9 protein-coding genes are annotated in these 15,509 nt (G+C 63.2%); 8 read left to right on the top strand and 1 reads right to left on the bottom strand.

From position 1 onward, the window contains the following. Window positions 1-94 precede the first annotated feature (94 nt). From AC07XM_RS04500 to AC07XM_RS04465, 8 genes are all read left to right on the top strand, one after another. Entirely contained in the window at window positions 95-1,291 is a 1,197-nt protein-coding gene (locus AC07XM_RS04500) for an amino acid aminotransferase (RefSeq protein WP_016487457.1), read from the top strand. 242 nt (window positions 1,292-1,533) lie between these two features. Further along, window positions 1,534-2,814 carry a serine/threonine transporter gene (locus AC07XM_RS04495; protein WP_016487456.1) on the top strand — a complete coding sequence of 427 codons (1,281 nt, stop codon included), beginning with the start codon at window positions 1,534-1,536 and terminating at the stop codon, window positions 2,812-2,814. Between the two features lie 167 nt (window positions 2,815-2,981). Then, complete coding sequence (gene tpx / locus AC07XM_RS04490; protein ID WP_016487454.1) at window positions 2,982-3,482, top strand: thiol peroxidase; 501 nt, start codon at window positions 2,982-2,984, stop codon at window positions 3,480-3,482. A 341-nt stretch (window positions 3,483-3,823) separates the two neighbouring features. After that, entirely contained in the window at window positions 3,824-5,134 is a 1,311-nt protein-coding gene (locus tag AC07XM_RS04485) for an MdtA/MuxA family multidrug efflux RND transporter periplasmic adaptor subunit (RefSeq protein WP_023047931.1), read from the top strand. Beyond that, window positions 5,131-8,229: an MdtB/MuxB family multidrug efflux RND transporter permease subunit gene (locus AC07XM_RS04480; RefSeq protein WP_016487452.1), complete on the top strand. Its 3,099-nt coding sequence runs from the start codon at window positions 5,131-5,133 to the stop codon at window positions 8,227-8,229. The genes AC07XM_RS04485 and AC07XM_RS04480 overlap by 4 nt, the downstream gene beginning before the upstream one ends. Continuing rightward, a complete protein-coding gene (locus AC07XM_RS04475) occupies window positions 8,226-11,333 on the top strand; it encodes an efflux RND transporter permease subunit (protein WP_023047930.1) in 3,108 nt (1,035 codons plus the stop codon). Before AC07XM_RS04480 ends, AC07XM_RS04475 begins: the two co-directional genes overlap by 4 nt. Next, the gene (locus AC07XM_RS04470) at window positions 11,330-12,820 is read left to right on the top strand and encodes an efflux transporter outer membrane subunit (protein WP_016487450.1); all 1,491 of its coding nucleotides are present in this window, start codon (window positions 11,330-11,332) and stop codon (window positions 12,818-12,820) included. The genes AC07XM_RS04475 and AC07XM_RS04470 overlap by 4 nt, the downstream gene beginning before the upstream one ends. A 302-nt stretch (window positions 12,821-13,122) precedes the next feature. Continuing rightward, window positions 13,123-15,210: a putative bifunctional diguanylate cyclase/phosphodiesterase gene (locus tag AC07XM_RS04465; protein ID WP_016487449.1), complete on the top strand. Its 2,088-nt coding sequence runs from the start codon at window positions 13,123-13,125 to the stop codon at window positions 15,208-15,210. Here the strand turns inward: AC07XM_RS04465 and AC07XM_RS04460 are convergent. After that, a complete protein-coding gene (locus AC07XM_RS04460; RefSeq protein ID WP_016487448.1) occupies window positions 15,207-15,467 on the bottom strand; it encodes a DUF1652 domain-containing protein in 261 nt (86 codons plus the stop codon). The genes AC07XM_RS04465 and AC07XM_RS04460 overlap by 4 nt on opposite strands. Window positions 15,468-15,509: the final 42 nt, after the last annotated feature.

The raw sequence follows: 15,509 nt of genomic DNA, 5'->3' as shown, positions 1-15,509 counted from the left end.
CAACCTTGCACAATAGTGGATGTTCCTGAGCACACACTCCGGGTATGCTCAGGTCTGCCTTTTCGAACTGTCCTGATTCAAGGAGCTGCACGCTGTGTTCAAACATGTCGATGCCTATGCCGGCGACCCGATCCTCTCGCTGATGGAAACCTTCAAGGCCGACCCGCGCGCCGACAAGGTCAACCTGAGTATCGGCCTGTACTACGATGAGGCCGGCGTGGTGCCGCAACTGGCGGCTGTGGATGCGGTGGAAAAACGCATTGCTGGCCAGGACCATGAAGCGTCCCTTTACTTGCCAATGGAAGGCCTGGCCAGCTACCGCCAGGCTATTCAGGCGTTGTTGTTCGGTGCCGATCACCCGGCCGTGACCGGCGGTCGCGTGGCCACCGTACAGACTGTGGGTGGCTCCGGCGCCCTGAAAGTCGGTGCCGACTTCCTCAAGCGCTACTTCCCGCAGTCCGAAGTCTGGGTCAGCAACCCGACCTGGGACAACCACCGCGCCATCTTCGAAGGCGCCGGCTTCAAGGTGCACACCTACCCGTACTTCGACCAGGCCTCCCGTGGCGTGGACTTCGACGGCATGCTGGCCACCCTGCAGACCCTGCCGGCCAACAGCGTGGTATTGCTGCACCCTTGCTGCCACAACCCCACCGGTGCCGACCTTACGCAAAACCAGTGGCAACACGTGGTCGAAGTGGTCAAGGCACGCCAGCTGATCCCGTTCCTCGACATTGCCTACCAGGGCTTTGCCGAAGGCCTGGTGGAAGACGCCTACGCCATCCGTGAAATGGCCCGCGCCGGCGTGCCGTGCCTGGTCAGCAACTCGTTCTCGAAAATCTTCTCGCTGTACGGCGAGCGGGTAGGTGGCCTGTCGGTGGTCTGCGACGACGACGCCACGGCCCAAAGCGTGCTTGGGCAGCTCAAGGCAACCGTGCGCCGCAACTACTCCAGCCCGCCCAATTTTGGCGCCCAGCTGGTGGCAGGCGTATTGAGCGATGCAGCGCTCAATGCCCAGTGGGCCGATGAAGTCGAAGTGATGCGCAAGCGTATCCTCGACATGCGTCAGGCGCTGGTCGATGCCCTGGCCGTGTTGCTGCCAGGCCAGGACTTCCAGTTCTTCCTTCGCCAGCGTGGCATGTTCAGCTACACCGGCTTCAGCGTCGAGCAAGTGCGGCGCCTGCGTGACGAGTTCGGCGTGTACCTGATCGACAGCGGCCGTGTGTGCATGTCCGGCTTGCGCCCGGCCAACCTGCAACGGGTTGCCGAAGCGTTCGCTGCTGTTCAGAAGTAATCGCTCAAGGGGCCCTGCGCGGCCCTGCCTGTGGGAGCGGCCTTGCCGCTCCCACAATTATCTTCTTTACCCACCGGTGTAGCCTGCTTGTAAAGACAAGTGCAACCGCCCCTCGGAAAAGGGCTTCGCAAGTGCAACCTTTCGGTGCACAATCGCGCCCCTCTTTTCCGGTTGAGTTGGGCGAAGGCACTGTTTCGCCATTCTCAGCCTGTTACAGTCTTGCGAGTGGAGCTTCACCCGGAATGAATGAGCAGGCCCCAAGCGTTGAACAACGCTTTGTAGAATCGACCCCCGCCACCCTCGGCAGCTGGGCGCGTCACGACACCACCTGGATGCTGGGCCTGTTCGGCACAGCCATTGGCGCCGGAACCCTGTTCCTGCCGATCAACGCCGGCCTTGGCGGTTTCTGGCCGCTGCTGATCCTGGCTGTACTGGCCTTCCCAATGACCTACTTCGCCCACCGCGGGTTGACCCGCTTCGTGCTCTCCGGGCGCAATGGTGGCGACATCACCGAAGTGGTCAAAGAGCACTTCGGCAGCAACGCCGGTGCCGCGATCACCGTGCTGTACTTCTTTGCGATCTTCCCCATCCTGCTTATCTACAGCGTGGCGCTGACCAACACCGTGTCCAGCTTCATGGAGCACCAGCTGCACATGGCGCCGCCACCGCGGGCCATCCTGTCGTTTGTGCTGATCCTCGGCCTGTTGGCCATCGTGCGCTGTGGCGAGCAGGCCACGGTCAAGGTCATGAGCCTGCTGGTGTACCCGTTCATCGTCGCCCTGGCGCTGCTGGGCCTGTACCTGGTACCGCACTGGACCGGTGGCATCCTCGACAGCGCCACCCAGGTGCCGCCGGCCTCGGCCTTCCTGCACACCCTGTGGCTGGCCATTCCGGTAATGGTGTTCTCGTTCAACCACTCGCCGATCATTTCGGCCTTCGCGGTCGACCAGAAGCGCCGCTACGGCGAGCATGCCGACGAGCGTAGCGGCCAGATCCTGCGCCGTGCCCACCTGCTGATGGTGGTGATGGTGCTGTTCTTCGTGTTCAGTTGCGTGCTCACCCTGAGCAGCGCCCAGCTGGCCGAAGCCAAGGCACAGAACCTGTCGATTCTGTCGTACCTGGCCAACCACTTCAGCAACCCGACCATCGCGTTCGCTGCGCCGCTGATCGCCTTCGTGGCCATCGCCAAGTCGTTCCTGGGCCATTACATCGGTGCCAGCGAGGGCCTGAAGGGCATTATCACCAAGACCGGCGCGCGGCCGGGCGCCAAGGCACTGGACCGCGTAGTGGCCGCGTTGATGCTGGTGGTGTGCTGGATCGTTGCCACCCTTAACCCGAGCATCCTCGGCATGATCGAATCGCTCGGCGGCCCGATCCTCGCGGTGCTGCTGTTCCTGATGCCGATGTACGCCATCCGCCGTGTACCGTCGATGCGCAAATACAGCGGTGCAGCCTCCAACGTGTTCGTTGTAGTGGTCGGCCTGGTTGCGCTGACCTCGGTGGTATACGGCCTGCTGGGCTGATTCGCTGCTTTAGATGAAGAATGCCCAGGTCGCTTGTCGCAACCTGGGCATTTTTTTGTCCACAAAAATTGTCCGGCAATAGAACAATTTCATCTGCCCCCATAGGCACCCGGCCGCCTTCATGCTTAACTCACTGTCCTTTTCAAACCCAGCATAAGGATTTCGTCATGGCTCAAGTGACTCTCAAAGGCGGCCCGGTTCAAGTCAACGGCGAACTGCCGAAAATCGGCGCCCAGGCTCCGGCATTCTCCCTGGTCGGTGAAGGCCTGGCTGACAAGTCGCTGAAGGACTACGCCGGCAAGCGCAAAGTGCTGAACATCTTCCCGAGCGTCGACACCCCAACCTGCGCCACCTCCGTGCGCAAGTTCAACGCTCAGGCCAATGATGTGGCCAACACCGTGGTGCTGTGCATCTCCGCCGACCTGCCGTTCGCCCAGGCGCGTTTCTGCGGTGCCGAAGGCCTGGAAAATGTTAAGAACCTGTCGACCCTGCGTGGCCGCGAGTTCCTCGAGAACTACGGCGTCGCCATTGCCGACGGCCCGCTGGCCGGCCTGGCTGCCCGCGCCGTGGTGGTGCTGGATGAAAACGACAACGTGCTGCACAGTGAACTGGTTGGCGAAATTGCTGACGAGCCGAACTACGATGCAGCGCTGGCAGTACTGAAGTAAGGGTTGCGGGGCAGGGCGGCTGAGTCCTGTGGTGGCCTCTTCGCGGGTGAACCCGCTCCCACAGGTAAAGCACAGCTTTTGAAATCTGTGCGGTACCTGTAGGAGCGGGTTCACCCGCGAAAGGGCCAGCCCAGGCAACCGAAACCTTTCAGCCCGCCACTCCTCCAAGCAACACCCTGTAACGGCCCGGAACGCTTTCCGGGCCGTTTTCATTTAAAGTTCAGCGTCTTGGCAACGTCAGCCAAAGGTAAACCTCTGGTAAAGGCCCTTTGCTAAAACGATACCATTGCTTATCGTTCATCCTCCCCAAGCCGCCATTCCGAACAAGGTTCGTTCAACCCATGCAAGTGTCCAATTCCCGTTCCCCCCGTCGCTGGCTCGTCGGCCTGCTGATCCTGCTGCTGGTGGCTGCACTGGCCTGGTGGCTGTGGCCTGCAGCAACGCCTGCGCATAAAGAAGCCGGCGGCGGCGGGCGCGGTGGCAAGGGCATGGGCATGATGGGTGGCCGCCCAGGGTTCGGCGGCTCCAGCGAAGCGGTGCCGGTACGCGTCGAACCGGTACGCGTAGGCGACTTCCCCCTGTATTACAAAGCCCTGGGCACCGTCACCGCCACCAATACGGTGAATGTGCGCAGCCGCGTGGCTGGCGAACTGGTGAAGATCCACTTCAAGGAAGGCCAGCAGGTCAAGGCCGGCGACCTGCTCGCCGAAATCGACCCGCGCTCGTACCGCATCGCCCTGCAGCAGGCCGAAGGTACGCTGGCGCAAAACCAGGCGCAGCTGAAAAACGCCCAGGTGGATGTAGCCCGCTACAAAGGCCTGTACGCCGAAGACAGTATTGCCAAGCAAACCCTCGACACCGCCGAAGCGCAGGTGGCGCAGTTCCAGGGGCTGGTCAAGACCAACCAGGCACAGGTCAACGACGCTCGCCTGAACCTCGACTTCACCCAGATCCGTGCCCCGATCAACGGCCGCGTGGGCCTGCGCCAGCTCGACCTGGGCAACCTCGTTGCGGCCAACGACACCACTGCATTGGTGGTGATTACCCAGACCGAGCCGATCAATGTCGCCTTCACCCTGCCGGAGACCGAGCTGAGCACCGTGCTGGAACGCTACCGCAGCGGCGCCAGCCTGCCGGTCGAGGCCTGGGACCGCAGTGACAGCAAGTTGCAGTCCACCGGCGTGCTGGGCAGTATCGACAACCAGATCGACACCACCACCGGTACCCTCAAGTTCAAGGGGCGCTTCGAGAACAAGGACCTGGCCCTGTTCCCCAATCAGTTCGTCAACGTGCGCCTGCTGGCCGATACCCTCAAGCAGGTGGTGTTGGCCCCGGCAGCGGCCATCCAGTTTGGCAATGACGGCACGTTTGCCTATGTGGTCAACGCCGAAAACACTGTGAATGTTCGCAAGCTCAAGGTCGGCGCCAGCGATGGCGAGAACAGCGTCATCCTCGAAGGCCTGAAGGCCGGCGACCGTCTGGTGCTGGAAGGCACCGACCGCCTGCGTGAAGGCACCAAAGTGGAAGTGGTCGAAGACAGCTCGCAAGTGCCGACCACCCCGGGCCAGCATCTCCAAGGGCAGGACACCAAGGGCGCGGCGCACACCGGTGAAGCACAGCCAGGCAAAGCAGCAGGCAAGGCGGGCGCATGAACCTCTCGCGTCTGTTCATCCTGCGGCCGGTCGCCACCACGCTGAGCATGCTGGCCATTGTCCTGGCCGGCCTGATCGCCTACAAGCTGCTGCCGGTCTCCGCTTTGCCGCAGGTGGATTACCCGACCATCCGCGTCATGACCCTGTACCCCGGCGCCAGTCCGCAGGTCATGACCAGCGCCGTCACCGCACCCCTGGAGCGCCAGTTCGGCCAGATGCCCGGCCTGGAGCAAATGGCTTCGACCAGTTCCGGTGGTGCATCGGTGCTTACCCTGCGCTTCAACCTCGACATGAACATGGACGTTGCCGAGCAACAGGTGCAGGCTGCGATCAACGCTGCCAGCAATCTGCTGCCCAGCGACCTGCCTGCGCCGCCGGTGTACAACAAGGTCAACCCGGCTGACACCCCGGTGCTGACCTTGGCCATTTCGTCCAAGACCATGCCGCTGCCCAAACTCAATGACCTGGTCGATACGCGCGTGGCACAAAAGCTTGCACAGATCAGCGGCGTAGGCATGGTCAGCATTGCCGGCGGCCAGCGTCAGGCGGTACGCATCAAGGTCAACGTCGACGCCCTGGCGGCCAACGGCCTGAACCTGGATGACGTGCGCACGCTGATCGGCGCCTCGAACGTGAACCAGCCCAAGGGCAATTTCGATGGCCCCACCCGGGTGTCGATGCTCGATGCCAATGACCAGCTGCGTTCCCCCGAGGAATACGCCAACCTGATCCTGGCTTACAACAACGGTGCCCCACTGCGTCTGAAGGATGTGGCGGAAATTGTCGATGGCGCCGAAAACGAGCGGCTGGCCGCCTGGGCCAACGAAAACCATGCGGTGCTGCTGAACATCCAGCGCCAGCCTGGCGCCAACGTCATTGAAGTGGTCGACCGTATCAAGGAACTGTTGCCGTCGATCACCGACAACCTGCCGGCCGGCCTCGATGTGTCGGTGCTGACTGACCGCACCCAGACCATCCGCGCCGCGGTCAAGGACGTACAGCATGAACTGCTGATTGCCATTGTCCTGGTGGTGATGGTTACCTTCGTCTTCCTGCGCCGTTTCAGCGCTACTCTTATTCCGTCGATTGCCGTGCCACTGTCACTGATCGGCACCTTCGGCGTGATGTACCTGGCCGGTTTCTCGGTGAACAACCTGACGCTGATGGCCCTGACCATTGCCACCGGCTTTGTGGTCGACGACGCCATTGTCATGCTGGAGAACATCTCCCGGCACATCGAGGAGGGCGAGACGCCCATGCAGGCGGCGCTCAAGGGCGCCCGGCAGATCGGCTTTACCCTGATCTCGCTCACCTTCTCACTGATTGCGGTACTGATCCCGCTGCTGTTCATGGCTGACGTGGTCGGCCGCCTGTTCCGCGAGTTCGCCATCACCCTGGCAGTGGCCATCCTGATTTCCCTGGTGGTGTCGCTGACCCTGACGCCCATGATGTGCGCGCGCCTGCTCAAGCGTGAGCCCAAGGAAGAGGAACAAGGCCGCTTCTACCGCGCCAGCGGCGCCTGGATCGACTGGCTGATCAAACACTACGGCAACGCCCTGCAGTGGGTACTCAAGCACCAGCCGCTGACCTTGTTGGTGGCGGTGGCCAGCCTGGTGCTGACCGTGTTCCTGTACATGGTAGTGCCGAAGGGCTTCTTCCCGGTGCAGGACACCGGCGTGATCCAGGGTATCTCCGAAGCACCGCAGTCTACCTCGTTCGCCGCCATGAGCGAGCGTCAGCAGGCCCTGAGCAAGGTGATCCTGCAGGACCCTGCCGTGCAAAGCCTGTCGTCCTACATCGGCGTCGATGGCGACAACGCCACCCTCAACAGCGGCCGCCTGCTGATCAACCTCAAGCCTCACGGCGAGCGCGACGCCACCGCCAGCGAAGTGATCAGCCGCCTGCAGCCGCAACTTGACCGGCTGGTGGGCATCCGCCTGTTCATGCAGCCGGTGCAGGACCTGAGCATCGAGGACCGGGTCAGCCGAACCCAGTACCAGTTCAGCCTGTCATCGCCGGACGCCGACCTGCTGGCGCAATGGAGCGGCAAGCTGGTGCAGGCGCTGCAGCAACGCGCGGAGCTGGCCGACGTCGCCAGTGACCTCCAGGACAAGGGCCTGCAGGTGTACCTGGTGATTGACCGCGATATGGCCAGCCGCTTGGGCATCAGCGTGTCGCAGATCACCAATGCCCTGTACGACGCCTTCGGCCAGCGGCAGATTTCTACCATCTACACCCAAGCCAGCCAGTACCGCGTGGTGCTGCAGTCGAAGGACGCTTCAGTGATCGGCCCGCAGGCGCTGGAGTCGATCCACGTCAAGGCCACCGATGGCGGCCAGGTGCGGCTGTCGGCGCTGGCGCGCATCGAGCAGCGTCAGGCCCAGCTGGCCATTTCCCACATTGGCCAGTTCCCTGCAGTGACCCTGTCGTTCAACCTGGCCCATGGCGCCTCGCTAGGTGAAGCCGTGCAGGTGATCGAGCAGGTGCAGAAGGACATCGGCATGCCGCTGGGGGTGCAAACCCGCTTCCAGGGGGCTGCGGAGGCCTTCCAGGCGTCGCTGTCGAGCACCTTGCTGCTGATTCTGGCGGCGGTGGTGACCATGTACATCGTGCTGGGCGTGCTGTACGAAAGCTACATCCACCCGGTGACCATCCTCTCGACCCTGCCGTCGGCGGCGGTGGGGGCCTTGCTGGCCTTGCTCATCAGCGGCAACGACCTGGGCATGATCGCCATCATCGGCATCATTCTGCTCATCGGCATCGTCAAGAAGAACGCGATCATGATGATCGACTTTGCCCTTGAGGCCGAGCGCCACCAGGGCATGAGCCCGCGCGATGCGATTTACCAGGCGGCGCTGCTGCGCTTCCGGCCGATCCTGATGACCACCCTGGCCGCGCTGTTCGGGGCGGTGCCGCTGATGCTCGCCACCGGTTCCGGCGCCGAGCTGCGCCAGCCGCTGGGCCTGGTCATGGTCGGCGGGTTGCTGGTCAGCCAGGTGCTGACGCTGTTCACCACCCCGGTCATCTACCTGTATTTCGACCGCCTGGCCCGCCGCTGGCGCCCGGGCACAGACGTGAAGCAGGCCGAGGCATGAACCTGTCCGGTCCTTTCATCCGTCGCCCGGTAGCGACCATGCTGCTGAGCCTGGCGATCATGCTGCTGGGCGGGGTCAGCTTCGGCCTGTTGCCTGTGTCACCGCTGCCGCAGATGGACTTCCCGGTAATCGTGGTGTCGGCCAATTTGTCCGGCGCCAGCCCGGAGGTCATGGCCTCCACCGTGGCCACGCCACTGGAGCGCAAGCTGGGCAGCATCGCCGGCGTGACCACCTTGACCAGCAGCTCCAACCAGGGCTCCACGCGGGTCATCATCGGTTTCGAGATGGGCCGCGACATCGACGGCGCGGCGCGCGAGGTGCAGGCAGCGATCAACGCCACCCGCAACCTGTTGCCCAGCGGCATGCGCAGCATGCCCACCTACAAGAAGATCAACCCGTCGCAAGCACCGATCATGGTGCTGTCGCTGACGTCGGACGTGCTGCAGAAAGGCCAGCTGTACGACCTGGCCGACACCATCCTGTCGCAGAGCCTGGCCCAGGTATCGGGGGTAGGGGAGGTGCAGATCGGCGGCAGTTCGCTGCCGGCGGTGCGCATTGCCGTCGAGCCGCAATTGCTCAACCAGTATGGTGTGTCACTGGACGATGTGCGCACGGCCGTGGCCAACGCCAACCAGCGTCGGCCCATGGGCTTTGTCGAGGATGCCGAGCGCAACTGGCAGGTAAGGGCCAACGACCAGCTGGAAAGCGCCAAGGATTACGAGCCGGTGGTGATCCGCCAGCAGAACGGCACCATCCTGCGCCTGTCCGACGTGGCGAGCATTACCGATGGCGTGGAGAACCGCTACAACAGCGGTTTCTTCAATGACCAGAGTGCGGTGTTGCTGGTGGTCAACCGCCAGAGCGGTGCCAACATCATCGAGACGGTCGACCAGATCAAGGCGCAGTTGCCCGCCCTGCAGTCGTTGCTGCCGGCCAGTGTGCAACTGAACGTGGCGATGGACCGCTCGCCGGTGATCAAGGCCACCCTGAAGGAAGCCGAACACACCCTGCTGATCGCTGTGGTGCTGGTGATCCTGGTGGTGTACCTGTTCCTCGGCAGCTTGCGCGCCTCACTGATACCCAGCCTGGCAGTGCCCGTATCGCTGGTGGGCACTTTCGCGGTCATGTACCTGTGCGGGTTCTCGCTCAACAACCTGTCGCTGATGGCGTTGATCCTCGCCACTGGCCTGGTGGTGGACGACGCCATCGTGGTGCTGGAGAACATCTCGCGGCACATCGAGGACGGCCAGCCGCCGATGAAGGCGGCCTTCCTGGGGGCCAAGGAAGTGGGCTTCACCTTGCTGTCGATGAACGTGTCGCTGGTGGCGGTGTTCGTCTCCATCCTGTTCATGGGCGGCATCGTGCGCAACCTGTTCCAGGAGTTCTCGATCACACTGGCGGCGGCGATCATCGTGTCGCTGGTGGTATCGCTGACCCTCACGCCAATGCTGTGCGCCCGCTGGCTCAAACCACACCAGGCCGAGCAGACCCGCCTGCAGCGCTGGAGCGACAACGTCCACCAGCGCATGGTCAACGCCTACGACCGGAGCCTGGGTTGGGTCTTGCGCCACAAGCGCCTGACCCTGCTCAGCCTGCTGGCGACCATTGGTATCAACATCGCCCTGTACGTGGTAATACCCAAGACCCTGATGCCACAGCAGGACACCGGCCAGCTGATGGGCTTTATCCGCGGTGACGACGGCCTGTCGTTCACCGTGATGCAGCCGAAGATGGAAATCTACCGCCGCGCCTTGCTGGCTGACCCGGCAGTGCAGAGTGTGGCCGGTTTCATCGGTGGCAACAGCGGTACCAACAATGCCATGGTGTTGGTGCGCCTCAAGCCGATCAGCGAGCGCAAGATCGATGCGCAGAAGGTGATCGAGCGGCTGCGCAAGGAAATGCCCAAAGTGCCCGGTGGTCGGCTGTTCCTGATGGCCGACCAGGACCTGCAGCTGGGTGGCGGCGGGCGTGACCAGACCTCGTCACAGTACCTGTATACCCTGCAAAGCGGCGACCTGGCGGCTTTGCGCCAGTGGTTCCCCAAGGTGGTTGCGGCGCTGCGTGCACTGCCGGAGCTGACCGCCATCGACGCGCGTGACGGCTCCGGTACCCAGCAGGTGACGCTGGTGGTCGACCGTGACCAGGCCAAGCGCCTGGGCATCGACATGGACATGGTGACCACGGTACTGAACAACGCCTACAGCCAGCGGCAGATCTCCACCATCTACGACAGCCTCAACCAGTACCAGGTGGTGCTGGAAATCAACCCGAAATACGCCTGGGACCCGAGCACCCTTGAGCAAGTGCAGGTGATTACTGCGGACGGCGCCCGCGTGCCGCTGTCGACCATCGCCCGCTACGAGAACAGCCTGGCCAATGACCGGGTCAGCCACGAAGGCCAGTTCGCCTCGGAAGACATCGCCTTCGACGTCGCCGAGGGCTACAGCCCCGACCAGGCCATGGCGGCGGTGGAGCGTGCAGTGGCCAAGCTCGGCCTGCCCGAAGAGGTGATCGCCAAGCTTGGTGGTACGGCCGATGCCTTTGCCAAGACCCAGCAGGGCCAGCCCTTCATGATCCTTGGCGCACTGCTGCTGGTGTACCTGGTGCTGGGCATTCTTTATGAAAGCTACATCCACCCGCTGACCATTCTGTCGACACTGCCTTCGGCAGGCGTCGGTGCCTTGCTGACGCTGTATGTCACCGGTGGCGAATTCAGCCTGATCTCGCTGCTGGGGCTGTTCCTGCTGATCGGTGTGGTGAAGAAGAACGCCATCTTGATGATCGACCTGGCCTTGCAGCTGGAGCGTCACCAAGGTCTGTCGCCGGAAGAGTCGATCCGTCGGGCCTGCCTGCTGCGCCTTCGACCGATCCTGATGACCACCCTTGCAGCCATCCTTGGCGCCTTGCCGCTGCTGCTGAGCCACGCGGAAGGCGCGGAAATGCGCCAGCCGCTGGGCCTGACCATTATCGGTGGCCTGGTCTTCAGCCAGGTCCTCACCCTTTATACGACGCCGGTGGTCTACTTGTACCTGGACCGCCTGCGCCACCGTTTCAACCGTTGGCGCGGCGTGCGCACCGACGTCGCCCTGGAAACCCCGCTATGACTTTCGCCCAGACCCCACTTCACCGTGCGCTGCAAGCGTTGACCAAAGGGCGAGGCTCGCGCCTGCTAGGCGCCGGGCTGTGCGTGGCCTTGCTCAGTGCCTGTACCTTGAGCCCGGACTACCACCGCCCCGAGCTGAACAGCACGGCGGCGCAGTTCAAACACGCCGAAGGCTGGACCCAGGCCACGCCGTCCGATGCCATCGCCCGCGGCGCCTGGTGGGAAATCTACGGCGATGCAGGGCTCAATGCGCTGGTTGAAGAGCTTAACCGCAGCAACCAGACCGTGGCGCAATCGGAGGCGCAATACCGCCAGGCCCAGGCGCTGGTGCGCAGCAGCCGTGCAGCGTTGTTCCCAAGCCTGGACCTGAGCGCAAGCAAAAACCGCTCCGCCCAAGGTACCGGCAGCTCCAGTTCCAGCCTTTCCAACAACAGCAGTGGTATTCGCAATACCTACAACGCCCAGCTCGGTGTCAGCTGGGAAATCGACCTGTGGGGCAAGCTGCGCGAAACCATGAATGCCAACGAGGCCAGTGCCGAAGCCAGCTTTGCCGACCTCGCCTCGATCCGCTTGAGCCAGCAATCAGAGCTGGTGCAGAACTACCTGCAGTTGCGGGTTATCGATGAGCAGAAACGCTTGCTGGAAGCCACCGTGGCAGCCTATGAGCGCTCGCTTCGAATGACCGAAAACCAGTACCGGGCTGGTGTCTCCGGGCCGGATGCCGTGGCCCAGGCCCGCACCCAGCTCAAAAGCACCCAGGCTGACCTGATCGACCTGATCTGGCAGCGTGCGCAGTTCGAGAACGCCATCGCTGTGCTGCTGGGCAAGACCCCGGCCGACTTCGCTCTGGCCGACAGCAAGGCCATTCCGGCATTGCCGCAAATTCCGGTTTCGCTGCCGTCGCAACTGCTGGAGCGTCGCCCGGACATCGCTGCTGCCGAACGCAACGTAATGGCGGCCAACGCCAATATCGGGGTGTCGCGGGCGGCGTACTTCCCGGACCTCAGCCTGAGCATGAGTGGTGGCTATTCCAGCAGCAGTTTCAGCAACTGGATCGAGTTGCCCAACCGGTACTGGTCGGTAGGCCCGCAGCTGGCGCTGACCCTGTTCGACGCCGGCAAGCGCAGCGCCGAGGTGGACCGCACGGTGGCGGTGTATGACCAGACCGTGGCCCAGTATCGTCAGACGGTGCTGGACGGCTTCAAGGAAGTGGAAAACCTGCTGGTGCAGTTGAAGGTGTACGGCGATGAAGCGGGGGTGCGTCAAGAGGCGCTGGATGCCGCACGCGAGTCGCTGCGCCTGACCGAGAACCAGTACCGCGCCGGGTTGATCGGCTACCTGGACGTAGTCAACGTGCAGACCACGGCACTGAGCAACGAGCGCAGCGTGTTGAACCTGCTGCAAGGGCGCCTGGTGGCCAGTGTGCAATTAGTGGCCGCATTGGGTGGCGGCTGGGATGCCGAGCAGGCGTTCGCCGAGCAGGACTGACCGGCACGTACAGGCCCTTGGAGGAGCGGCCTTGTGTCGGGGTCGGGCCGCAAGGCGGCCCCGGCGATCTCTGTGTGCGCACCTGGTTTTGCAACCTCTGTGGTAGCGGGCTTGCCCCGCGAACACCGGCACAGCCGGTGCCATGCACCGCGTAAACCCCTTCGCGGGACAAGCCCGCTCCCACAATGGCCATGGGCCTTATTGGATCCATTCCCATTCGCAAAAACCCCGTGCGTTTCGCTTAAGCTTGAGTACAATCGTCAGCTTTTGCCGGGCCCCCTGTCCCGTCGCTGGAATTCCCAATGCTGACCGGTAGCTACTCCTCTTCACTGGTGTTGATTTCGCTGTGCGTGGCGATTCTGGCGTCCTATACCGCCCTTGACCTGACTGGCCGCATCGCCACCGCCAAGGGCCGGGCTGCCTACCTTTGGATGGGCGGCGGCGGGCTGGCCATGGGCATCGGCGTGTGGTCGATGCACTTCATTGGCATGCTTGCGTTCAGCCTGCCCATCGATCTGGGTTACGACCTTGCCTTGACCGCGTTCTCGCTGTTGATCGCCGTGCTGTCCTCGGGGTTTGCCTTGTGGCTGGTGAGCCAGCCGAGCCTGCCGGGGCTGCAACTGGGGTTCGGCGCACTGATCATGGGGGCCGGTATCGCTTGCATGCACTACACCGGCATGGCGGCGATGCGCATGCTACCGGGCATCGATTACGACCCCACATTGTTCGGCGCCTCGCTGCTGATTGCCGTGGGGGCCTCGGCGGCGGCGTTGTGGATCGCCTTCCGTCTGCGCAGGCACACCCCTTATGTGCGGCAGATCCGTGGCCTGGCGGCGGTGGTGATGGGCATTGCGATCGTGGGCATGCATTACACCGGCATGGCGGCGGCGAATTTCCCCGTAGGCAGCTTCTGTGGTGCGCTGGGCGGCGGGCTGCAGGGCGACGGCCTCGTCTATCTGGTGCTGATCACTACCCTGGCGGTGCTGGCGGTGGCCTTGCTGACCTCGGTGCTGGATGCCCGCCTGGAGGCGCGCACAGCCGAGTTGGCCCGTTCGCTGACACTGGCCAACCAGGAACTGACCCAGCTGGCCCTGCACGACACCCTTACAGATCTGCCCAACCGTACCCTGCTGGCCGACCGCATCGAGCAAGCCATCGCCAAGGTGGCGGAGCAGGGCGGCTGTTTTGCCCTGATGTTCATCGACCTGGACGGCTTCAAGCCGGTCAACGATGCCTTTGGCCACCATATAGGTGACCTGCTGCTCAAGGCCGTAGCGGCACGCCTGCGCGGCCACCTGCACAGCCAGGACACCCTGGCGCGCATCGGCGGAGACGAATTCGTGCTGCTGGTAGAGCTGCACGAGCCTGACGATGCCATGGACGTGGCGGTCAAGCAGGTGAATCTGGTGTCGCGGCCATTTCGCGTGGCCGAGCACGACCTGCAACTGTCGGCGAGCCTGGGCATCGTCCTGTACCCCGGCAATGGCCAGGACCAACACGAACTGTTGCGCAATGCCGATGCCGCCATGTACCACGCCAAAAGCGCCGGCAAGAACGGCTACAGCTTCTTTGACGCGTCGATGAACAGCAATGCACGTCAGCAACTTCAACTGCTGCAGGACCTGCGTCAGGCGCTGGAACAACGCCAGTTCCGGTTGCATTACCAGCCCAAGTTCGACGCCCAGGCCTGCCTGCCGATTGGTGCCGAGGCTTTGTTGCGCTGGGAACACCCGCAGCACGGTCTGTTGCTGCCCGACCGCTTCATCGGCTTGGCAGAAAAGACCGGCCTGATCATCCCGATCGGTGAATGGGTGCTTGACGAAGCCTGCCGGCAGATGCGCCATTGGCTGGACCAGGGGCACGCGGGCTGGCGCATGGCGGTGAACCTGTCGGCCATCCAGTTCTGCCATGCAGGGTTGGTCGAGAGTGTGGCCCGGGCCCTGCGGGAGAACGGCCTGCCGGCCAATTGCCTGACCCTGGAAATTACCGAGACCACCGCCATGCACGATGCCGATGCCAGCCTGACCGTGCTGCAACGCCTGTCTGACATGGGTGTGGACCTGTCCATCGATGATTTTGGCACCGGCTACTCCAGCCTGATGTACCTCAAGCGCCTGCCGGCCAACGAGTTGAAGATCGACCGTGGCTTTGTGCGAGACCTGGAGCAGGACAGTGACGATGCAGCGATTGTCTCGGCAATCGTCGCGTTGGGCCAGGCGCTGGGCCTGCGCATCGTTGCCGAAGGGGTGGAAACCGACAGGCAGCAGGACTTCCTGACCCGTCTGGGTTGTGATTCGCTGCAAGGTTATCTGCTAGGGCAGCCGGTACCGGCCGAGCAGTTCATGGCCAAGTTGCAGGCGTTGCACCAGGACAAGAGCGCCGCAGGTTAGCCAGCGCTGCGCAAGGAGAGGGCGGGTATGAACGCGTCCATTTCCGCTTCGACGGCTTCGATGATGCGCTCCACATCGGCTGCGGCCATGATTGCGGCACACGGGATGCCGGCGATGGCCATCAGGGTTTCGCCGGTGGTGCGGTCGAACAGCCGCGCGACCATGCTGCGGGGCGCATCCATGTTGGCTTCGAAGCCCAATGGATGAAAGTGCCAGCGCATCACCTGGCAGGCGTTGGGGAACGTCATCTTGTTCATGCCAGCCTCCTTGTCCGTGCCTGGACGTGGTGAGCAGCCAGC

It is taken from the genome of Pseudomonas sp. GW460-LB5 (genome assembly GCF_059423245.1).
This window is presented reverse-complemented; position numbering and strand designations above follow the sequence as displayed.

Coding starts and splice junctions, on each gene's coding strand:
- AC07XM_RS04485 (WP_023047931.1), top strand. CDS start 3,824: ATGCAAGTGTCCAATTCCCGTTCCCCCCGTCGCTGGCTCGTCGGCCTG.
- AC07XM_RS04470 (WP_016487450.1), top strand. CDS start 11,330: ATGACTTTCGCCCAGACCCCACTTCACCGTGCGCTGCAAGCGTTGACC.
- tpx (WP_016487454.1), top strand. CDS start 2,982: ATGGCTCAAGTGACTCTCAAAGGCGGCCCGGTTCAAGTCAACGGCGAA.
- AC07XM_RS04475 (WP_023047930.1), top strand. CDS start 8,226: ATGAACCTGTCCGGTCCTTTCATCCGTCGCCCGGTAGCGACCATGCTG.
- AC07XM_RS04480 (WP_016487452.1), top strand. CDS start 5,131: ATGAACCTCTCGCGTCTGTTCATCCTGCGGCCGGTCGCCACCACGCTG.
- AC07XM_RS04465 (WP_016487449.1), top strand. CDS start 13,123: ATGCTGACCGGTAGCTACTCCTCTTCACTGGTGTTGATTTCGCTGTGC.
- AC07XM_RS04460 (WP_016487448.1), bottom strand. CDS start 15,467: ATGAACAAGATGACGTTCCCCAACGCCTGCCAGGTGATGCGCTGGCAC.
- AC07XM_RS04495 (WP_016487456.1), top strand. CDS start 1,534: ATGAATGAGCAGGCCCCAAGCGTTGAACAACGCTTTGTAGAATCGACC.